Source organism: Labrys neptuniae (assembly GCF_040797145.1).
Taxonomy (GTDB): domain Bacteria; phylum Pseudomonadota; class Alphaproteobacteria; order Rhizobiales; family Labraceae; genus Labrys; species Labrys neptuniae.
On sequence record NZ_JBFNQD010000020.1, the window covers coordinates 59,305 to 80,029 of the forward strand.

Annotated in this window: 25 protein-coding genes; 18 read left to right on the plus strand and 7 right to left on the minus strand. The window is 59.7% G+C overall.

Going from position 1 to position 20,725, the window contains the following annotated elements:
* The first annotated feature begins 109 nt into the window (after positions 1-109).
* The 4 genes from ABXS05_RS30925 to ABXS05_RS30940 all read left to right on the plus strand — a co-directional run bounded on the left by ABXS05_RS30925 (position 110) and on the right by ABXS05_RS30940 (position 3,352).
* Positions 110-934 carry an alpha/beta fold hydrolase gene (locus tag ABXS05_RS30925; protein ID WP_367626587.1) on the plus strand — a complete coding sequence of 275 codons (825 nt, stop codon included), beginning with the start codon at positions 110-112 and terminating at the stop codon, positions 932-934.
* Positions 935-1,145: 211 nt separating this feature from the next.
* The gene (locus ABXS05_RS30930) at positions 1,146-2,114 is read left to right on the plus strand and encodes an MBL fold metallo-hydrolase (protein ID WP_367626563.1); all 969 of its coding nucleotides are present in this window, start codon (positions 1,146-1,148) and stop codon (positions 2,112-2,114) included.
* 2 nt (positions 2,115-2,116) lie between these two features.
* Complete coding sequence (locus ABXS05_RS30935) at positions 2,117-2,866, plus strand: SDR family NAD(P)-dependent oxidoreductase (protein WP_367626564.1); 750 nt, start codon at positions 2,117-2,119, stop codon at positions 2,864-2,866.
* A 48-nt stretch (positions 2,867-2,914) separates the two neighbouring features.
* Positions 2,915-3,352 (plus strand): DUF6130 family protein, encoded by a 438-nt coding sequence (locus tag ABXS05_RS30940; RefSeq protein ID WP_367626565.1) that lies wholly within the window; start codon positions 2,915-2,917, stop codon positions 3,350-3,352.
* 319 nt (positions 3,353-3,671) lie between these two features.
* Here the strand turns inward: ABXS05_RS30940 and ABXS05_RS30945 are convergent, their stop codons facing one another.
* Entirely contained in the window at positions 3,672-4,532 is an 861-nt protein-coding gene (locus ABXS05_RS30945) for a LysR family transcriptional regulator (protein WP_367626566.1), read from the minus strand.
* A gap of 139 nt (positions 4,533-4,671) precedes the next feature.
* Between ABXS05_RS30945 and ABXS05_RS30950 the strand changes: the two genes are divergently transcribed.
* From ABXS05_RS30950 to ABXS05_RS30970, 5 genes are all read left to right on the plus strand, one after another.
* A complete protein-coding gene (locus ABXS05_RS30950; protein WP_367626567.1) occupies positions 4,672-5,424 on the plus strand; it encodes an alpha/beta fold hydrolase in 753 nt (250 codons plus the stop codon).
* 140 nt (positions 5,425-5,564) lie between these two features.
* Positions 5,565-5,867, plus strand: coding sequence for an EthD family reductase (locus ABXS05_RS30955; protein WP_367626568.1), 303 nt, complete (start codon positions 5,565-5,567; stop codon positions 5,865-5,867).
* 154 nt (positions 5,868-6,021) lie between these two features.
* On the plus strand, positions 6,022-6,870 hold the full coding sequence (locus tag ABXS05_RS30960) for an oxidoreductase (RefSeq protein WP_367626569.1): 849 nt from the start codon (positions 6,022-6,024) through the stop codon (positions 6,868-6,870).
* Between the two features lie 26 nt (positions 6,871-6,896).
* Entirely contained in the window at positions 6,897-7,745 is an 849-nt protein-coding gene (locus ABXS05_RS30965) for an alpha/beta fold hydrolase (protein ID WP_367626588.1), read from the plus strand.
* Positions 7,746-7,845: 100 nt separating this feature from the next.
* Positions 7,846-8,376: a VOC family protein gene (locus ABXS05_RS30970; RefSeq protein WP_367626570.1), complete on the plus strand. Its 531-nt coding sequence runs from the start codon at positions 7,846-7,848 to the stop codon at positions 8,374-8,376.
* 208 nt (positions 8,377-8,584) lie between these two features.
* Here the strand turns inward: ABXS05_RS30970 and ABXS05_RS30975 are convergent, their stop codons facing one another.
* Genes ABXS05_RS30975 through ABXS05_RS30985 form a run of 3 tightly spaced genes read right to left on the minus strand, consistent with a single transcriptional unit; the run spans position 8,585 to position 12,022 of the window.
* Entirely contained in the window at positions 8,585-9,142 is a 558-nt protein-coding gene (locus ABXS05_RS30975) for a CapA family protein (RefSeq protein WP_437178714.1), read from the minus strand.
* Between the two features lie 32 nt (positions 9,143-9,174).
* Positions 9,175-10,791, minus strand: a complete 1,617-nt coding sequence (locus ABXS05_RS30980; protein WP_367626571.1) for a DHA2 family efflux MFS transporter permease subunit — start codon at positions 10,789-10,791, stop codon at positions 9,175-9,177.
* Between the two features lie 37 nt (positions 10,792-10,828).
* Positions 10,829-12,022, minus strand: coding sequence for an HlyD family secretion protein (locus tag ABXS05_RS30985; protein WP_367626572.1), 1,194 nt, complete (start codon positions 12,020-12,022; stop codon positions 10,829-10,831).
* Between the two features lie 117 nt (positions 12,023-12,139).
* Here ABXS05_RS30985 and ABXS05_RS30990 point away from each other — a divergent pair, with 117 nt between their 5' ends.
* Entirely contained in the window at positions 12,140-12,796 is a 657-nt protein-coding gene (locus ABXS05_RS30990; protein ID WP_367626573.1) for a TetR/AcrR family transcriptional regulator, read from the plus strand.
* Positions 12,797-13,024: 228 nt separating this feature from the next.
* Here the strand turns inward: ABXS05_RS30990 and ABXS05_RS30995 are convergent, their stop codons facing one another.
* The 3 genes from ABXS05_RS30995 to ABXS05_RS31005 form a co-directional block, all read right to left on the minus strand.
* Positions 13,025-14,359 (minus strand): epoxide hydrolase family protein, encoded by a 1,335-nt coding sequence (locus tag ABXS05_RS30995; RefSeq protein WP_367626589.1) that lies wholly within the window; start codon positions 14,357-14,359, stop codon positions 13,025-13,027.
* 206 nt (positions 14,360-14,565) lie between these two features.
* On the minus strand, positions 14,566-14,988 hold the full coding sequence (locus tag ABXS05_RS31000) for an organic hydroperoxide resistance protein (RefSeq protein ID WP_367626574.1): 423 nt from the start codon (positions 14,986-14,988) through the stop codon (positions 14,566-14,568).
* Positions 14,989-15,159: 171 nt separating this feature from the next.
* A complete protein-coding gene (locus tag ABXS05_RS31005; RefSeq protein ID WP_367626590.1) occupies positions 15,160-16,074 on the minus strand; it encodes a LysR family transcriptional regulator in 915 nt (304 codons plus the stop codon).
* Positions 16,075-16,522: 448 nt separating this feature from the next.
* Here ABXS05_RS31005 and ABXS05_RS31010 point away from each other — a divergent pair, with 448 nt between their 5' ends.
* The 8 genes from ABXS05_RS31010 to ABXS05_RS31045 all read left to right on the plus strand — a co-directional run bounded on the left by ABXS05_RS31010 (position 16,523) and on the right by ABXS05_RS31045 (position 20,652).
* A complete protein-coding gene (locus tag ABXS05_RS31010; RefSeq protein WP_367626575.1) occupies positions 16,523-16,999 on the plus strand; it encodes an Hsp20 family protein in 477 nt (158 codons plus the stop codon).
* Between the two features lie 97 nt (positions 17,000-17,096).
* A complete protein-coding gene (locus ABXS05_RS31015) occupies positions 17,097-17,606 on the plus strand; it encodes an Hsp20/alpha crystallin family protein (RefSeq protein ID WP_367626576.1) in 510 nt (169 codons plus the stop codon).
* A 96-nt stretch (positions 17,607-17,702) separates the two neighbouring features.
* Positions 17,703-18,245 (plus strand): DUF982 domain-containing protein, encoded by a 543-nt coding sequence (locus ABXS05_RS31020; protein ID WP_367626577.1) that lies wholly within the window; start codon positions 17,703-17,705, stop codon positions 18,243-18,245.
* A gap of 101 nt (positions 18,246-18,346) precedes the next feature.
* On the plus strand, positions 18,347-18,577 hold the full coding sequence (locus tag ABXS05_RS31025; RefSeq protein WP_367626578.1) for a hypothetical protein: 231 nt from the start codon (positions 18,347-18,349) through the stop codon (positions 18,575-18,577).
* Between the two features lie 107 nt (positions 18,578-18,684).
* On the plus strand, positions 18,685-19,119 hold the full coding sequence (locus tag ABXS05_RS31030) for a hypothetical protein (protein WP_367626579.1): 435 nt from the start codon (positions 18,685-18,687) through the stop codon (positions 19,117-19,119).
* Positions 19,120-19,349: 230 nt separating this feature from the next.
* Positions 19,350-19,805 (plus strand): Hsp20 family protein, encoded by a 456-nt coding sequence (locus tag ABXS05_RS31035; protein ID WP_367626580.1) that lies wholly within the window; start codon positions 19,350-19,352, stop codon positions 19,803-19,805.
* Positions 19,806-19,861: 56 nt separating this feature from the next.
* Entirely contained in the window at positions 19,862-20,209 is a 348-nt protein-coding gene (locus ABXS05_RS31040) for a hypothetical protein (RefSeq protein WP_367626581.1), read from the plus strand.
* Between the two features lie 134 nt (positions 20,210-20,343).
* Positions 20,344-20,652, plus strand: a complete 309-nt coding sequence (locus ABXS05_RS31045) for a DUF982 domain-containing protein (protein WP_367626582.1) — start codon at positions 20,344-20,346, stop codon at positions 20,650-20,652.
* Positions 20,653-20,725: the final 73 nt, after the last annotated feature.

The following is a 20,725-nucleotide window of genomic DNA, read 5'->3' on the forward strand; positions in this document are numbered from 1 at the left end:
AGCGGCTGGTGCCCTGGCGGCCGCCACAATGGCTAACGCCGGCCTCACTGCCAACCAAGCTTCGGCAGCTCTTCCTAAAAAATCCAGCTCTTACACGGGGGGACAAGCGATGATTACAACTAAAGACGGCGTCGAGATATTTTACAAGGACTGGGGCGTCGGGCAGCCGATTGTCTTCAGTCACGGCTGGCCTCTTTCTGCTGATGACTGGGACGCTCAGATGGTGTTCTTCTTAGAGCGGGGCTACCGCGTCATCGCGCATGATCGTCGCGGCCACGGTCGCTCCTCACAGGTGGCCGATGGCCACGACATGGACCACTACGCCGATGACCTTGCCGCGGTCATCGCGCATCTCCGTTTGGAGAACGTGATTCATGTAGGGCATTCAACCGGCGGCGGGGAAGTGGTGAGGTATCTGGCACGTCATGGCCAAGATCGCGTTGCGAAGGCTGCGATCATCAGCGCTGTGCCGCCTATCATGGTGAAAACCGCATCCAATCCGGGTGGGCTTCCGAAGGAGGTGTTCGACGGATATCAGGCTCAGCTCGCGGCCAATCGCGCTCAATTCTACCTCGATGTCGCCTCTGGGCCGTTCTACGGGTTCAATCGGCCAGGGGTGAAGCCGATCGAAGGCTTGATCCGCAACTGGTGGCGGCAGGGCATGATGGGCGGTATCAAGGCTCACTACGATGGTATCGTAGCCTGGTCGCAAACGGACTTCAGGGAAGATCTGCCGAAGATCACCATTCCCACGCTCGTGATGCACAGCGAGGACGACCAGATCGTTCCTTATGCTGATGCCGGGCCGCTTTCCGCAAAGCTTCTCAAGAACGGCGTGTTGAAGACCTACAAGGACTTCCCACATGGCATGCCGACGACGCACGCCGAAATCATCAATGCCGACCTGCTGGCCTTCCTTAAGTCGTCATCGTGAAGGCCTAACAACCGTCTGGCTTTGAGAACAGCGGGACGGGCAAGGTGGCCGGCCCGGCGCGTGGGCTTCTGTGCGCCGGCTTTGCCCCGCATCGCCGAAGTTCACGCTTCTGGCGGACTTCAGCTGCGGCGCACTGAGGCATAGGCAAGTTTGCGGCTTGCGGATCAAAGCACCCAAGACAGGAACAACCCACGCCAGAGGGACGGACCCTATGTCGCGCAATCTCCAGCATCCTTTAACGCGCCGGGGCTTTTGCCTGTGCTGCGTCGGCACTTCAGCCGCTTTCATCGGCGGGGGGCCTTCCCCCCGCAGCGCTTACGCCGAGGCGCGCGGCCTCGTAACGGTGATCAAAGACAGCGCAGCTTCGTCCCCGATCGTCACACACAAGCTGCGCGGAAACCTCAGCGTCTTAGAGGGATCTGGTGGCAACGTTGCCGCACTGACCGGCAGTGATGGCAAAGTTTTGGTCGACGCAGGGATCGGCGTGTCAAAGCCCCAGATGTCGAAAGCTCTAGCACAGCTCGGTGCAGAGCCTGTCGCGCACCTGATCAACACGCACTGGCATTTCGACCATGCCGATGGCAATGCGTGGCTTAATGCAGCAGGGGCCAAGATCACGGCCCACGTCAATACGCGCAAATATTTGTCAGAGGTCCGGCGCGTCGAGGATTGGGACTACAATTTCCTCCCGCTGCCAGAGGGCGGTGTGCCCAGCGAGGTCTTTGGGGACGCCCTTGATATCAAGTTGAACGGCATATCGCTGAGCCTAAAGCACTACGGTCCCGCCCATACGGACGGCGACATTTCAGTGACCTTCGCCGAATTAGATATCGTTCACGTCGGCGACATTTTCTGGAACGGTTCGTATCCCTTCATTGACTATTCAACGGGCGGCAGCATCGACGGGACAATTGCCGCCTGTGAAACGAGCATCGCGGCGGCAACCGACAAGACGGTGATAATTCCCGGTCACGGGCCGCCAGTCAGCAATCGCGTGGAGCTCGGCGACTATCGGGACATGCTTGTCGCGGTTCGGGAAAAGGTCGCAACGCTGAAGCGGCAGGGTCGAACACGAGACGAAACGGTCGCCGCCAAGCCGACTGCCTCCTTCGATGCTCGCTGGGGCAACTTCGTCATCGATGCGGGCTTTTTTACCCGCTTGGTCTATGAGGGCGTTTGACGATGGGCAAGCTCGATGGAAAGGTCGTCGTTATCACTGGCGCAACGACGGGTATCGGACTCGCGGCCGCAATGCGCTTTGCTGCCGAGGGGGCCAGGTTGTTTATCACCGGCCGACGCCAGAAGCAGCTCGATGAGGCCGTTGATGCCATCGGCAGCGGTGTACGCGGCGTCCGTGGCGACGTAGGCAATCTTGCGGATCTCGATCGGCTGTTTGCGGTCGTGAAGGACGAAGCGGGATCGATTGACGTGCTGTTTGCAAACGCCGGGGGCGGCGAATTTGCTGCCATCGGCGCAATCACAGAAGAGCATTTCGACGCGACCTTTCGGACAAACGTGAAAGGAACTCTGTTCACGGTTCAAAAAGCGCTGCCCCTTCTCAAGGATGGAGGCTGTATCATCCTGACGGGATCAACAGCCGGTTCGACCGGGACGCCGACATTCAGCGTATACAGCGCCACCAAGGCAGCCATTCGTGCCTTTGCGCGAACTTGGATCCTCGATCTGGCGGACAGGAAAATACGAGTCAACGTTCTCGCGCCGGGCAATACGTCTACTCCGGGGTGGCACGGGCTTACGTCGTCGGAGCAGGCGCATGATGAAATGCTCCGCGCTGCAGAACAATCAATTCCGCTAGGTCGACTCGCCGACCCCGCTGAAATCGCTAGCGCAGCCCTATTTCTCGCTTCGGACGACAGCAGCTTTGTCACAGGGATCGAGCTGTTCGTTGATGGCGGCTCAGCACAAATTTAAAGCGCAGGCGGTGGGTCGCACTCACTCTTGGACAAGCAGGAGGTGGGCATGAAACTCTCTGGGAGGCCTCTCGCAATGACTGTCGCTGCTTTCGTCGCCACGACCGCTCAGGCTCAGAGCGTCCGCGACGTCATTGGACCGTCGCCCCTAGTCGCAATTGAAGACGAGCCGCCGGCTAAACTGTTTGTTGATCCACCGCTTCCCGAGCAGCTCGCGAAAGGTCTTGTCTTCATTCAGTACCGTACTGAAAACCTGCGTGTCGTGCCGGTATTTGGCGCCGGAGCGCTCGATGTCTCTCCGCGTATAGGGCATGTGCATATCACCGTCGACGATGCGCCTTGGCATTTCGTCGATGCCATCGGCGAGACCATCATCGTGGTCGGGCTGCCTCGCGGGCCACATAAGGTATTGGTTGAACTCGCAGACCCCACGCATCGAGTCATGGGCAGCCAGACGGTTAGCTTTGAAGTTCCGCCGAGGAAGTGAGGCATTACGAGAATTGTATCCTCTGCTTCGCAGGGCTGCTGGATTAGCCATTGCCACCCGACGGCATACCCACGTTGACCATCGCGATACCACCTCGGGTGACTTCCGAACTGGGTAGCTCTAGCTCGCCGTTCTTACTCCGCACTGGAGAGACTATTTCCAATAGCCGACGGACCGCTCGCGCGAAGAGTTTCGGACGCCGGATGTGACGATGATCGAATTCAACGAAACCGGGCACTGGACCGCCGAGGAGCGACCGAGACGACTGCAGCGATCTTGGAGTTTCTCCGGGAACGTTGAGTCATTTCCGGGCCGCACATCATGCGGTCGCGTTCACGAGATGGTCCGATACGGTCGAGATGAACGCGCGAAGACGCTGAAGACGTCGTAGGTCCCGATGGTATCCCATCCAGATATCTCGCGCCGGCGGTGGTGTCGGTAGTTCCAGTCTGCGAATACCTGGGATCTGATTGCCGACCACGCGGGGCAGGACAGCAATGCCGACGCCTTGCCTGCACATGCGCCCCTGGACGTTGCGGTTGTTCGATCGCAGGACCGGTCTTGCGTTGGGGAAACTCTCGATGAGCCACGCGATGTCAGGGAAATGGCCCGTGGATGTGTCATGGGTGATCAGCCGGCAACCGGTCCCATCGCCATATTTGGGATCAGCCGCCTCCTCGGCGATGTAGACGCCGTATTCAAGCCTGAAGAGCCGCCGCTGAACGATATCGGCAGTGTTGAACGGCACGATACGAAAAGCGACGTCGGCTTCCCGCTGGGCAAGGTTGAACTGGCGCGTGCCGGTCAAGATCTCGACGTCGACATCGGGGTAGGTTTTCGAGAAATCCGCCAGGATAGGAGGCAGGACATAGGCCCCAAACCAGTCCGCTGATGAAATGCGCAGACTGCCTTTGAGATTCTGCTCCTGCCCCGCAAGCCGGCGCGCCATGGCCAGCGCGCCTTCTTCCATTTGCTCGGCCAGCGCGATGATCCCGTGGCCCTCCTCTGTCAGCACAAGACCGTCCGATGTGCGCTGGAAGAGCGTGTGACCGATCGCCTGCTCAAGTGCGCGAAGGCGCCTGCCGACGGTCGGATGGCTTGTCTGAAGAGAACGCGCGGCGCCGCCGAGCGTGCCGGATCGCGCAATAGCAAGAAAGATTCTGACGTCACTCCATTCCATCGCGACCGCCCTACAAAAATGAACGCGGAGAATACATTTATGTCAGTTTAAGAACAAATTTAAACATCTAAATTCCCACCATCGGTCCATCGGGACCGTCTCTCATGTATCACCTCATGCCATTCGGAAGGATCGGCAAATGTCTCTCAAGTCTCTCCATCTCGGTGCTGCGGCACTTGCAGTGGTGTTCGGCGCGCCCTCCGCTTTCGCGCAGCCGGCCCAGAATGTGATTTTGGTCCATGGCGCGTTGGTCGATGGCAGCGGCTGGAGGGGCGTTTATGAGCGCCTGGTCGCCAAGGGCTTGAAAGTCACGGTCGTTCAGGAACCGAACACTTCGCTGGCGGATGACGTTCAGTCGGTTCACCGCGCTATCGAGCAGCAAACCGGGCCGGTCATCCTCGTCGGCCACAGCTATGGTGGTCAGATCATCACCGAAGCCGGCGTCGATCCGAAGGTTTCGGCACTTGTCTATGTCGCGGCCATCGTCCCAGATGTTGGCGAGGGCGTAGGCGATCTTTTTGAGAAGTGGCCGAGTCCGACCGCGGACGCGTTCAAGTCGACTTCTGACGGCTTCCTGCTGTTCGATCCCGCGAAGTTCCGAGCCGGATTCGCCGCTGACCTGTCCAAGGGCGAGACGGATTTCATGGCTAACTCGCAGGTGCCGGTTTCGGCGAAGATCCTCGGAACCAAGACGCAGCACGTGGCCTGGAAGACCAAGCCGAGCTACGGCATCGTGGCCGGGCTGGACATGGCTGTCAGCGCCGAGGCGGAGCGGTCTATGTACAAGCGGGCAAGTGCGACGGTCACCGAGGTGCCCGGTGCCAGCCACGCGGTTTATATCTCGCATCCGCGCGAAGTCGCCGATGTCATCGCCGAAGCGGCGAGCAAATGAAGCCGATGCCCTGATGTTCAGGCTCAGGGCTGCGGAAGTTTCGTGACCCACGCGCCGAAGCCACCCCTGCGGCTTCGGCATCGCGACCGGCCAACTCGTCGGCGCGGGTCTCGGTCCGACGATCGCAAATAAGGACTTCGATGATGATCACGATGCTGGTGACCTATGCGGGCGATGAGCAAGCGCCGTTCAACCGCGATCATTGGATCAACATACACTTCCCGCTCGTGCGGGAAAGTTGGGAACCTTATGGGCTGGTCAGCGCCGGCGGGTTCTTTCCGCAGGGTGATGGCGCCGGGCTGATCGCGGTCGGCTTCGTCAACTTCCGCGACGAGGCCGCCATGGAAGCGGCGCTCAATTCGCCGGAGACCGCTCAGGTAATGGCTGACGTCGAGATCGTCACCGCCGTCAAACCGCAGCGCAGCATCGTGAAGCAGCTCTGAGCGGCGCATCGGTGCCTGTCGATTGCGCAGGCCGCCGATCTCTCCGGGTCTGCGCCCTGCCATTGAAGTTGAAAGCCATGAGTTCTGGCAATCCACCTTCGCCAGCGTTAGCCGGTCCCCTGGCATCGTCTGAAAACAACTAGGAGAAAAAGTCATGAAAACGTGGCTCATCACAGGCTGCTCAAGCGGCTTTGGGCGGCGGCTCGCGCTCGCTGCAGCACAGCGCGGCGATCGGGTCATCGCAACGGCCCGCAATGTCAAAACGATCGAGGAAATGGCTGAGCCTTTCGGCGGCCGCATGATCACTTTGCCACTCGACGTGACCGATGCGGCGGCTGCTCAGGCAGCGGTCGCAAAGGCGGTCGAGACATTCGGCGGGTTCGACGTGCTCGTGAACAATGCCGGCTACGCCCTGTTCGGCGCGATCGAGGAAGGCGCGCCCGAGGAATATCGGCCAATGTTCGAGGTGAACGTCTTCGGTCTGATCGAAACCACCAGAACCGCGCTACCCGTCCTGCGACGTTCGGGCGGAACGATCGTCAACATGTCGTCCGGCGCGGGCATCGAAGGCCGCGGCGGCGGAGGCTATTACCACGCCGCCAAATTTGCCGTGGAAGGGATTTCCGAAGCGCTTGCCGGCGAGCTGAAGCCGTTCGGCATTCGCGTGCTGATCGTCGAGCCCGGGCCGTTTCGCACCGATTTCCTTGGCCGTTCGATCACGATGGCGGCCAACGAGATGCCGGAATATGCCGCGACCTCCCGCAAGCGCTATCGCGAAACGAACGACGGCAATCAGGCGGGCGATCCCGACAAGGCGGTCGCGGTGATACTGCAGGCAGTCGATGCCGATGACGCCCCGCTTCATCTGCCGCTCGGCCCGATCGCGCATTCGATCGCTGAGCGAAAGCTGGCGGCCTTCCGCAACGATATCGATGCTTGGCGCGACATCACGATCACCACCGATTTCGATCAGCTCCGAGCGCTGGCCGCGAGCTCTGTTTGAACGTCAACATCGACTGGAAAGCGATCATGATCGCAACTTTGAAGGGATTTACCCAGCAGCTGCTGCCGGTGAATGGCATCAAGATCAACGCCGTCAGGGGAGGCTCAGGCCCGCCAGTCCTTCTGCTTCACGGCTGGCCGGAAACATGGTGGGAATGGCACCATGTGATGCCGCCGTTGGCCGAGCATTTCAGTGTGGTGGCCATGGATCTGCGCGGTGCGGGTTTTTCCGACTGCCCGCTTGGTGGATATGACAAGGCGACGATGGCGCGGGATGCGCACGAGGTCATGGTAGCTCTTGGGTATGAACGCTACGCCGTGTGCGGCCATGACATTGGCGGAATGGTGGCGTTGCCGCAGGCTGCCATCTATCGGGAGGCTGTTACCCACCTGGCCGTCCTCGACGTCCCGCTTCCCGGCTGGACGCAATGGGAAGCGACGACGGGAAAAATCTGGCACTTCAGCTTCCATATGAACCGGGATCTACCGGAGCGACTGATCCACGGCCGTGAATATGACTATGTTTCGGCCTTCATGGCTGAGCGGTTCTACGATCACAGTACCTTCGATTCGGCGGACATCGAGATCTACGCGAAAGCAATGGCCCTTCCTGGCCGCACGCGCGGCGGTATGGAATGGTATCGCACCCTCACCGCCGACCATGCGGCCGCACTCGGGTACAAAAAGCAACCGCTCAAGATACCGGTGTTAGGTCTCGGCGGGGAGCAGCGTTTCGGTGCACAAATGGTGCCTATGCTTGAGGAGTTTGCCAGCAATGTAACAGGCGGCTCGATTGCGCGGAGCAGCCACTATGTAGCGGACGAGCGGCCGGATGAAGTCGCAGCCGCTCTGATCGATTTCCTCAAGGCCAACTAAAATACCGCACCGCCCCGTCGCGGAGGTCGGATCACGACATCGCAACGGGTTGCGCCCACACCTGTCGCGTTTGATCGACAAAACAAGAAAGGAAACTACCATGACCGCACCTCAAATTCGCGGCGTCAATCATATCGGCATCACGGTGCCCGACATCGAAGCAGCAAAAATGTTCCTGATGGAAGCTTTCGGGGGCCAAGTGATTTATCAGTCCTTCGGACCACAGGATCCGCCGCGGCAGGGACCCGAATTCGAGCGGGCCACTGGCGCTTTCCCTGGAACGGTCGTGCGTGCACAGGCGATGGTTAAGATCGGAAGCGGACCGGACATCGAGCTCTTCGAAATGCACGGCCCCGAACAAGCCCAACCGGTTCGACCGAGCGACTTCGGCATTACGCACTTCGGTGTCTACACCGACGACATCGACGCATCGGTCGAGCGCTTCGAGAAAGCGGGAGGCACCCCCCTCACCGCGCCGCGCGCTATTCCCTATGCAACCGAGAAAGGTCCTGGAAACAGGGTCTGCTATTGCCGCATGCCGTGGGGCACGACGATGGAGTTCATTACCACGCCGGACCGCATGGCCTATCATGACCAGACGGATCTGCGCAGGTGGCAGGACGAGGACTGAGCAGGGCGCAAAGAGGGCCCCGCAATCAGTTATTGCGGCGACGATGACGCTGTCGGAAGGCACGAAACGAACATTCGCTTCTAAGCTGAACGAGTATCTGCTTCCGGGTACGGCATGCACATACTTGAGCGACGGAGATGGGGCGTTAAACGGTCATCCACTGTATGGCGCGGAAGGGGCCGGAAGAGGCAGCTGCAACTGTACTCAATCAGATGCCGGATTTCTGATCGGCGCATGCTCTCAACGCCCGGGAAGGCTCAACAGGACTTAGCTTCCCATGATTGGCTTCGAAAGAAATCGATACGCAGTGTGCGTGTGAGCGCGCAGCCAGATCCTCGATTATCTCCGCTGCTAGGTCCGCAGGTGCGGGAATTGGCACGATGCGCTCGTGATAGTTCCGGGCTTCCAGCCTGTCGCCGCCGATCACGATGGGTTGGAGATCGATCGACCGGAGACGAGCGTTGGCGTCGAAACGGCATGTCGCGACGACGCTTTTCCAAACCTCCGGCGCGCTCCAGACCACCTCGCCTTCATTGAGGTGGAATAGAAAATTGCCGAGCCCATAGAAGATCGGCACGCCGCGATAGATTTCTACCGGCTGCAGGACTGGAGCACCGTGGCTGACGAACACGCCCGCGCCTGCATCAACGCAGGCGCGGGCAAACGACTGGACCCATTCCGGGACTGACGTGTCCCCACTGAATCGGACCGTTTTGAGTTGGAATTTTCCAATTATGATCCCTGGATAGGAGAAGGAGAGTTCCATGTACGCACGTTGCCCCAGGGCTCGAACCATGCTCAGTGGGCGCCTGCGCCGCCTCCACCGGCCTGAATCTTGCGGGTGAACAATACGGCGAGTGCCGCGAGCGCCAGCACGGTCCCGATCACGGCGAACGTGTCGCCGAAGCCTAGGATGAGTGCCTGGCGATGGACGGTTGCGCCGATCACGCCGATGGCCTTGTGCTGGGCAAGGGCCGCATCGGTTACGCCATGCGCCATGAAATACTGGGTCAGGTGATCGATCCGATCACGCACCTCGTCGCGCACGAGCGTGACCGACTGCCCGATGATGTTGGAGTGAAACTGCTCGCGCTTGGTGAGCACCGTTCCCAGTGTGGCCGTGCCGACGGCACCGCCTAGATTGCGCAGCATGTTGGATAGGCCCGAAGCGGCACCGGCATCACTTGGCGCGATTCCTGCCGTGGTGATCACGCTGATCGGCGTCAGCACCAGGGCTTGGCCGATAGCGCGCACGATGTTGGGCAGGAAGAACTGGTCGCCGGCATTGTCCGGTGACAGGTTGACATTCATGAAGGCGCTTGCCGCGAAAATGCTGATGCCGACGAAAGCGATGAAGCGCACGTCGAAATGCTTGAGCAGCAACGGCACGAACGGAATGATGAGGAGCTGCGGCAGGCCGGTCCAGGCCAGCACCAGACCGATCTGCTCGGCATTGTAGCGCTGCACCTGGCCCAGATATTGCGGCAGGATGTAGACGGTGCCGAACAGCGCTACCCCGACCAGCACGTTGACCACAATGCCGATGCCGAAATTGCGTTGCACGAGAAGGTGCAACTTGACCAGAGGCTTTTTGACGGTCAGTTCGATGACGATGAAGGCGCTCAGGAACAGCGCCGCCGTCAAGGCGAGCTTGACGATGAAGGACGACTGGAACCAATCATCCTTGTTGCCCTCCTCGAGCACGGTCTGCAGCGCTGCAAGCCCGATCGCCATCGTGACGATGCCTGCCCAGTCGCCCTCCTTGAGGAGCGAGAGCTGCATCGGCTTCTTTTCCAGCGTGAAGTAGAGCGCGACGAACATGATCAGGCTCGGCGGCGCGTTGACGAAGAAGATGGTCTGCCAGCCGTAATTCTCGGTGAGATAGCCGCCGATGGTCGGGCCGATCGCGGGCGCGAAGGTGACCGACAGGGCGAACATGGCAAGGCCGATCGGCTGCTGGCCCTTGGGCAAACGGGTCAGGACCATGGTGAAGGCCATCGGGATCAGCACGCCGCCGGCGAAGCCCTGCAGGCCACGCAATGCGATCATGGTGCCGAGATCATGCGCGAAGGCGCAGGCGGCCGAGAACAGGGCGAACAGCACGATATTGGTCAGCATGTAGCGCCGGAACGAAAACACACGGCTGAGATAGTCGGTCAGGGGAATGACCACGATCTCGCCGATCAGATAGGAGGTCGAGATCCAGGCCCCGTTGTCCACGCCGGTGCCGATGCCGCCCTCGATGTCGAGCAGCGAGGCGTTGGTGATCTGGATGTTGAGGATCGCCATGAAAGCGCCGATCATGGCGGCAAGCACTGCGATCCAGGCGGTCGTGCTGGCCTTGTCGGCGGGCTTGGCGGCGATAGGGGTGGGAATGGGAGAACCGAGCCGAACGGTCTGGGCCGATGATGACATCGCAGCCTCCTGCCATGGCTTTCTTGTGAGGGGAATCTCAGTTGGTGGCGGCAGCACTTGCCGAGGCGACCCGCGTTGCCGTGGCCCTGGTGTCGATCGAGGGATAGACAGACATGCCGGGGCGGAGCACGACCGATGGAGCACTGGCTTCGTCCAGCACGATCTTTACCGGAATGCGCTGCACCACCTTGGTGAAATTGCCGGTGGCATTGTCCGGCGGCAGCAAGGCGAACTCCTGGCCGCTCGCAGGCGAAAGGCTGTCGACATGGCCCTTGAAGATCTGCCCGGGGAACGTGTCCACTTCAACTTCGACCGGCTGTCCCGCCTTGACGTCCGTAAGCTGCGTTTCCTTGTAATTGGCGACGATGTAGGCCTCATGGCTGGGAACCACCGCCATCAGTTGTGTACCGGCCTGGACATATTGGCCCACCCGCAAGGTGCGGTTGCCGACGAAACCGTCGATAGGAGCGAGGAGATTGGTGTAGGAGAGGTTCAGTTCGGCCTGATCCTGCGTGGCTTCGGCCCCGGCGAGCGCAGCTTCAGCCTGGGTGAGCTCGGCCCGGTTCACGTCGAGCTGCTTGGTGGCCTTGGCAAGCACGGCGGTGTCGCGGGCGACCGCAGCACGGGCGGCAGCAATGCGAGAGGCGGCCTGCTGGGCATTCTGGAGGCTGCCGAAGCCCTTCTGGGCAAGCTCGGCATAGCGCTTGTCTTCCTGCTCGGCGAAAGTCTGGTTGGCGAGATCGACCGTGACCGTTGCCTGCGCCGCGTCGATTTCGGCCTGTTCGGCCACCAGGGCCGCCTGCTTGTTGGCGATGTTGGCCTTGGCGGCGGCAACCTGCGCTTTGGCTTGTTCGAGAGCGACCTTGAAGTCGCGGTCATCGATGCGGGCCAGCGCGTCGCCGGCCTTCACCGTCTGATTGTCGTTGACCAGCACCGCTGCGATATAGCCGGATACCCTGGGCGCGATGGTGGTGCTGTCGGCCTTGACATAGGCGTCGTCGGTGGCGACCAGAAAGCGACCGACCGTCCAATAGTCCCAGCCATAATGGCCGGCGCCCGCCATGGCGGCGAGGGTGACGCCGGCCAGCAACAGCCAGCGCATCGGGCGTGCTTTTCTTGTGGGCTTGGGTGCAACGGGGAGGGATGGCTCGTTCGCCAGCTCCAAGCCGGGGATGACCTCCACCACGGGGACGGTTTTCTCATCGGTGACGATGACTTCATGCTTGCTCATGATCGGGTCCTTTCCTGCCGGAGCTGCCGGAATGGGACTTGCTCCTTTTTAGGAAAATTGCTATTTTCCTAAATAATCTCAACCGTTCACTTTGTCAACAGAATTTGGAAAATGATCATGGTCCTAAATTCGGAAACGCCCAGACGCCAGCGGGGGCGCCCCCAGGTCCGGCCGGATGCCGAAACCAGGCAGGTAATCGTCGAGGCGGCACGCCATGAATTCCATGGCCAGGGCTATGCCGGTGCCAGCATGGGGCGGGTTGCCGAACGGGCCGGGGTCTCCACCAAGACCATGTACCGCCTGATCCCGACCAAGGCCGATCTGTTCCGCAGCGTCATCGCGGCACGGATCTCGCGCTTCTATCTGGACCTGGACGAAGAGCGGCTCGAAAAGCTGCCGATCGACGCCGCTCTCGAACATATTCTCATCGGTTATGGCGCGTTGACCTTCGATGAGGAGACGGTCTCCAGCCTTCGCCTCGTCATGGCCGAATGCGACCGCTTCCCTGAGATCGCCACCGCGTTCTACGAATTGGCTCTACGTCCCACCAGCCAGACCATGGCAGCATGGCTCAGGCGGCAGCACGATCTCGGTGAAATCGAGATCGAAGACCCGGAGACTGCGGTCGGCATGCTGCGCGGCATGATGATCATGGAGCCGCAGCGCGCCATCATGCTGGGTCTGCGCTCGCCGCCCGGCCGTGAGGAGATCGCCGCGCGGGCACGTTATTGCGCGCGACTTTTCCTGAGTGGATGCCGGGTGCGTCGAGGCTAAAGCATTAACCAATCCAAAGGCTCCGCGGCGTCCGGGTGGCGGTTTCGATGGGATCGCACCATTGCCGAACGGTTTTTGCCGGCTGGTTCCAAGACGGACGAGACCGGCAAGATGCTGCTTGTGGGCAACCTCGGCCGACGGAGATGGATCACGGGCATACGGCAGACTCCCGGCAGCCTCGCCGCCTCGAGCTGGCAGCGAGACTGGGCCTTCATGGGGGCGAACACCTCACCGGATTATGCGGAACGTCGCGCGCAGGTCTTCCGTCAGAGCCTCAGGCTGCTCCCAGGCCGCGAAATGCGTGCCTTCCTCATGGCGCTTGTAGAAGACCAGGTTCTGATAGGCCTTGCGCGTCCAGCTTTCCGGTGCCTGATAGATCTCGTCACGAAAGGCGCTGACGCCGGCCGGCAGCGACACCCCCTTGGGTGCGAAGAAGGCGAGCTTGGTTTCGCGATAGAGCCGGGCCGAGGATACCGCTGTATTGGTCAGCCAGTAGAGCGTGATGTTGTCGACGATATCGTCCTTCGTCAGGCCTTCCCTGGCGCCATCGAAGACGCGCGCGATCAGGTTATAGCTGCGGATGTCGTGGTCGATGACCCAGGCGGCAAGGCCGACCGGCGAGTCCGTCAACGCATAGAGTGTCTGCGGACGGCCTGCCATTTCCTGCGCGTAGCCGAGTCCGTGCGAATAGAAATCGACGAGCTGGTCCCAGGCATGTTTTTCCTCGCCATTCAAGTCGGGCGGCTCCGGGCCGTTCGGGATCAGTGCAGCGATCTGCGGGGGAATGGCCGCGGGCATGTTGGTGTGGATCGCGAGGAGACCGGCGGGGCGCTGAAGCGCCATCTGTTCGGTCACTGCGTTACCCCAATCACCGCCCTGCGCGACATAGTGCGTATAACCCAGCCGCTGCATCAATACCGCCCAGGCGCGGGCGATATGCTGCGGATCCCAGCCATTGACGGTTGGCTTGCCGGAAAAGCCATAGCCCGGCAATGACGGGATCACCACGTCGAAAGCATCGGCAGGGCTGCCGCCATAAGCGGTTGGATTGGTAAGCGGGTCGATGATCTTCAACTGCTCGATGATCGATCCGGGCCAACCATGCGTGACGATGATCGGCAACGCGTTGGCGTGCCTCGACTTCACCTGGATGAAATGAATATCGACGCCGTCAATATTGGTGATGAAATTGGGATAGCTGTTGATCCGTGCTTCGGCGCGTCGCCAGTCATGCTTGTTCGCCCAGAAGTCGGCGAGCTTCTGAATGGTGGAAAGAGCGACACCCTGTGACGGATCGTTTTCCTGCTCTGGCCATTTGGTGGCTTTGATCCGGCGCTTCAGGTCGGCGAGTTCCGCATCGGTTGCGCGATAGCGAAACGGCTGGATCGAACCGTCACCGATCGTCTTATGGCCGGCAGCGGCAGCTCCGGACGATACATTGGCGAGGCTCGAGGGGGATGCGGTCGCGGTGGAAATCAGGGCCGGAAGCATCGTGCCGATGGTTCCGGCCACAGCAGAAGCGACAAAGCTCCTACGGTCAATCAGGGGATGGGAGGTGGGCATGGCAATTCTCCTGGAACATTTTTCAACGGAGCCGTGGGGGCTTCTCGATAAAAATGCGATAAAACAAAGGGTTAGAAGAAAAAGGGAGGATTTGGAGAGACGATATCTCTCCAGCTGCGACGCTGGCAGGAACGATGGAAAACCCGTGCCGCGTCCTCTTGGCCCGGCGCACGTACCTGCACATGCACCGGGCCTGTTCATTCGGATTAGGCAGGGATGGTGAGTGCGACGCTGGCGGCGATGCCGCCGCGGGTCATCTTCGAATAGGGGCAGGTCTCGTGGGCCCGATCGATCAGCTGCTGGGCGATGTCGTCGGCGACGCCGGGAATGCTGACGTTGAGGTGAGCGGTCAGGAAATAGCCTTCCGCTTCATCGAGCGACAGGTTCACCTCGGCATCGACCGCGGTTTCTGTCGGAAGCCTGATACCCCGTTCCCTAGCAGCATGCCCGAGCGCGCCCTCAAAGCAGGCGGACCAGCCCGCTGCGAAAAGCTGCTCCGGATTTGTGCCGGGACGGTTGGAGCCGGGCACCGACAGCTTGACGTCGAGCTGGCCGTCCGAACTCTTCGTCCAGCCCTCGCGGCCGCCAACCGTGTGAACATGTGCAGTGAAGAGAGTCTTGGCAGTCATAGGTAGTCTCCTGTTGTTGTATGCGGTAGTGAGCGATACTTGGAGGAGACTTGAAGTCCGCGGCAGGCAGCCAAAACGATAGGCAGCCTCTCAAGTGCCGATATGCGGAAAACCTTGGGGGCGGGTTTTTATGTCGCTCGGGCCAGCAACGATCCAGCGGCTGGGTCAATCTCAATTCGGCTTGAACGCGCCGAGGTCCTTCAGCTTGCGCTTCAAGCGTGGCGCTATCCAATCGATGAACACGCGCACCTTCAGGGGCAATAGTCCCTGGCGGACATAAATCAGATGGACAGGAAATGAGGGGCTCTCATAGTCGTCCAATACCGCGACCAGGGCCCCCGATTGCAGTTCGCCGGCAACCTGGTAGCGGGGGAGACGCACGATTCCGATGCTGCGCAAGGCGGCGGTCAGGGTAGCCGTGGCCGTATTGGCGCGAATGCGGACATTTGGCTTTCCTTCCAACCTGCGGCCTTCGCGCTGATAGATCCAGCCTGGTTCGGTGATCTGGCCGAAGACGGCGCCGTCGTGGGCGGCAAGGTCTTCCGGGCTCGATGGACGCCCCCTGCGTGCCAGATATTCCGGGCTGGCACAGGTCACAAAGTCGAAGTCGCCGACCTTGACCGCATAATATGAGCTGTCGGCGAGTTCGCCCAGGCGGACGCCGACATCGACATGTTCGTCGATGAGGTTCACGACGCGATCGAGAGAGAGAATGTTCAGCGTGATCTCGGGATGCTCGCACATGAAGTCGAAGGCAAACGGCAGCACGTGATCGTGGCCGAATGTGATCGGTACCGTGACCGTCAGCGTGCCTGTGGGCGTTTCATACTCGCCTGACGCCCGCAATTCGGCATCCTCTATCTGCGCGATAATCTGACGGGCGGCATCGACATAGTCGCGGCCCGTGTCGGTGAGCTGGATGTTCCGGCTGGTCCGAACCAGAAGGCGCGTACCCAGATGGCGCTCGAGTTCGGCGACCTTCCGGCTGACACTCGGCAGCGGGGCATTCAGCTTGCGGCTACCTGCCGACAAACTGCCGGCATCGACAACCGCCAGCAAGACCTGCATCGCATCGAGACGGTCCATAGGGCCACTCCCCAATGTTGACGGAACCGGCCTGATCCGCGGCGCCGATCGCACATTGTATAAACATACCGCTCGTTCGACATCGCAAGTAGACACGCCGCGAGCAATGACCGGAACGGCGAGGTAGTCGGGGACAAGGCAAAACCACGAACCGTGGCATTGCCGCATCCCTTGGTTGGACGATGGGCTGACCTTTCGCTTTACCGCGAGGCTGGTTTTCATCCTCGGCTCGCTCTCCATGTCGCGTGACAATTAGCTCTCGGGCAGGCCAGAGATCGGCATTCATCGACACCGCAAAAATTGCTGCGGCGAGCCTCTTGAAATGCCACGAGCGTGGACTAACTCGTAGTTGCCGGTCGCCATTGAGGGGCCGGTGCTCCCCGCTCCACGGCAGTGCGGGAGCTTGAAACCAACCTTGTATCCATGTTGCTTTTAGGAGGATGTGGCTATGAGAACCACTCTCGACTTTACACCGTTTTTCCGGTCGAGCATCGGTTTTGACCGGATGCTGAACGCGCTCGAAGCGACGAGCCGTATCGAGACGGCCAATAACTGGCCACCCTACGACATCACCAAGACAGGCGAGGATGACTACCGCATCACCATGGCAGTAGCCGGATTCTCGCAAGACGAACTGGGCATCACCCAGGAGCGCAACGTCTTGGTGGTTTCGGGCCAGAAGGCAGGCGAGGACGCAGGCCAGTACCTGCATCGCGGCATTGCCGGACGCACCTTTGCGCAACGCTTCGAGTTGGCTGATCACATCAAGGTCGTTGGCGCAAATCTCGACAAGGGCCTGCTGACGATTGATCTCAAGCGCGACCTTCCAGAAGAGATGAAGCCGCGCAGGATTGAAATCGCCGACTACGGCGTTCCACCCAAGGCCGAGTTTACGAAGATCCCAGCCGGGAAGCACGCGGCCTGAGGCGGCCAGACAAGACGGTTCGAGCAAGGCGCCGGACCAAGATGTCCGGCGCTTATGCAAGCTTTTGGCAATCGAATGAACACAGAGGAGACAGATGATGAGTGTTCGTGATCTGATTCCCTGGGGTCGCAGCAATGGTGATCAACTGCCGGCCCTTTTTCGCGACGGCGACCGCGATCCGTTCCTGTCACTGCACCGGGAGGTGAACAAGCTGTTCGACGACGCCTTTCGTGGCTTTGACACCCGGTCGCCGGCTTTCGGCAGATTAGGTGCTTCCGGGGTGGGTTGGCCCAGCGTGGAGATTTCCGACAACGACAAGGAGATCAAGGTAACCGCCGAAGTGCCGGGGCTGTCGGAAAAGGATGTCGAAGTCTTCCTGAGCGAGGGCGTGCTGACATTGAAGGGTGAGAAGCATTCGGAGACCGAGGATAGGGAAAGGCAATTCTCCGAGCGTTTCTACGGTCAGTTCGAGCGGCGTATCCCCGTTGGCCTCGAGGTCGAGGAAGACAAGGTCAGTGCACGATTCAAGAATGGTGTGCTGACCATTACGCTACCCAAGACCGCGAAGGCGCAAACGCAGGTCAAGCGGATTGAGGTTAAGAGCTGAGTAGCGCAGGGGCGGCGGTACGAGCATGACTGCCGCCCCGCCGATCAACAGGAAGGAGCGGATTTGCTCTGAACTTAGCTTGGTTCAAGTCTGGCAATGAGCAAAGAATCATTTGAAAGACCCGTCGTCTTCATGCTTCGCCCAAACTTGCTGCAGCGGATTTCCAATGCAGCCGAGGCTTCCTATTTTCTCTTGCATCACTGGCCGCAAGCAAGAGGTCCGGCATATCTGGCCGCGCGCAACGCATGTTATCTTGCTGCCCTCGGTCGGATGAATGCCGATGACTGTCGCCAGGCTTTTGCTGGAGCCCTGGCCGAAGCGGGAATGTCGCATCTCGACGAATTCAGCGAAAGCGAAGGCATCGGGCCGACGGTCAAGATGTCCGACCGCACGACGTCTAACCAGATCCGACTATTTACCCACAAAAATCCCGACCTGGCCGGGGAACGCATAAGCCAGACCGGCAAAAAAGGGCACGCCTGGTTTGCGACTGGGACAAGGGCCGGCGCGAGCTCGGCACCTCTGCGAGAGTTTTCACGCGATCTGACCACATCGGAAGCCAAGAGAGCTTTGCGGCCGCCCCGCAAGCAACAACAGCCTGCGATCGGAAGCTGGCTTCAATGTGAACAAGGTGGTTGAGCCCGAAGACAGGGAAAGGTTCAGAACGGCTCGTGGGACAACCGGTCAGAACTCGAGCCTTTCGTCTCGGTAGACTTCCGAACACGCGTAAGGAGGAGAATATGGTGAACATAGGTGATGTCGTTCGCGTCAAATCGGACGCAGCGTCGTCTTTGTCAGAAATGTTCAGCGCCGAAACAACTTACGAAGTGATCGCTTTGCATTTCGGCCCTGCCAACGATCCCGAGGGAAATGTGGATCTGCGACGTCCAGACGGCAAAATAGAACCCTGGTTTCCAGCCTCACGCTTAGAACGCGTGTCTGAGCGGCATCGCGGTCAGCAGCAGCACTAGCGCCGATTTTGCGGCTGAGCGGCTGTGGGATTTGTCGGATCCGTCAAGCCGAGAAAACGGCGCATCCTTTTCCAAGTCGTTACTCCCTTGAGGAAGGTGGGAGCAAAATGAACGAAGCAAGCTCGCTGATCGACAAAACGAAACTTGAGGACCTGGTTCAACGAGTCAAACAGAGCGAGGGGCGTGATCCCAGGTTGGATTGCGAAATAGCGGCGGCGCTACAGTATGTTCCGGATGCCCTGGTTGAATACACCAATGTCAGAGCGCATCCATCGTCGACGATCATCATGCTTTATGATTCACCGACGAAGGTGGAAACACCGACCTTTATTCCGATGCTAACCTCGTCCCTCGATGCCGTCGAAAAGCTGAGGGCATGGGGCAGGCCAAAATGGAAAATCGATGCGCTGCAGGCAAGGAATGGTGAGTACATGGTTCGCGCAACGTCCGAATCCGGCGCCGCAGTACAAGCCGCGGCCAATACCGAGGTGCGAGCCAGACTGGCGGCAGTCCTTCAAACATTTCAGCACGAAACGGATTGAGAGGGCACAATGCTGATCGATCATAACTGACGGCAGCCATGATGAGTGCAGAAATGGAGACCGATGTCGGGGCAAGGGTGTGCGTGAGAATTTTTTCTTCCGGCTCCCTTGAAAGGGGTGTCATTCTTACCATCTCGTTGCCCGTCGGGTGCCCAATATGGGCCTGATGCAGACGTCAGCGGCGTCTGGCGCGCTGCTTATAACCATGTTGCTTTCACGAGGATGTGGCTATGAGGACTTACGACTTCACACCTTTTGCCCGATCGGCGATTGGGTTCGATCGCCTGTTCGACCTGCTGAATGCAGGCACCAGGGAGACAGTCGAAGGCTATCCCCCCTATGACATCATCCGGACCGGTGAAGACAGTTTCCGGATCAGCCTGGCCGTCGCTGGCTTTAAAGCGAGCGATATAGCTGTCACGACACAACAAAATCTTTTGATCATAGTCGGACGCAAGTCGGAGACCAAAAATGGCGCAGCTTACATCTATCACGGCATATCGGCCGCGCCCTTCGAACGTCGCTTCAATCTGGCCGATTATGTCGAGGTCGACAGCGCAAGGTTCGAAAACGGCTTGCTGCAAATCGATCTGACGCGGCGGATACCGGAGGCCATGAAGCCCCGCCGCATTGAGATCAGTTCCGCTGAAGCCGCCGATCAGGGTAGGCCAGCCAAGGCAGCTTGAATGCTGTGACTAGAGGGGTGCTAATTTGTCGCCCTCCGTCTACGGAGAATACTGTCATGGAAAAGCGAACACGACGAAACGAATTCGATGTTTCCCAACTTCTTAATCCCGGATCGGCCTTCGATCATCCAAGGGACATCATTGCCGATCCGGATCTGACGTTGAACGAAAAGCGGGCAATCCTGGCAGCATGGGCTTCGGACGCCTGCGCTTTGGAGGCGACTCCGAGCCTTCGGGAGATCCGCAAAGGGCGCGTTGTCCCCTTCGATGACATCATGGACGCGCTTCGCGCACTGGACGGGAACCGGGCGAATAGTATGTCCCGCTACGATCGCACGTCACGCCGGCGTCGAGCGGCCAGTGGCCGACATTCGTCGGAGGGTGGTAATCCATCCTTGCAGTGAAGCCTCATAAAGATTTCGTCGAAAAGGATTTAGGCCGAGCAGTTGGCCAATACTCGTAGAGCCGGGTCGGCGCCGAGCCCGGCAGGGCCTCTGGAGTATTGACCAACCTCCGGCAGTGGTAACAGAGCTAAACAATGAACAGTGACCATTTCAACAAACCGGTTCGTTTTCTGCTGGACGCCGGGCATTGGATTGAAGTCTGTGGTGTCACCGAAGCGCTGGCTTTCATGCGCACGCGATGGCCGGATGAGGGCGGCGATCTCTATGAGCATGCTTTGGATGTGTGCCAAAAAGCAATGTCCGATCTGAAGAGTGTTGAAGCCGCAAGATTTGCGTTCGTCGACGCTCTGTCGGATGCCGGCTTTCTGATCGTTCGCGATTTCGAGCATCTGCATATGCTGGCCGACCAGTTTGGTATATTAAGGCCACAATCCTACGACTAGCACTACTTTGGCAGATTCAAGGAGACGCTCCGCTGAAGCGGATGCGGCAGTTGGGACATCGATGGAAGGATTT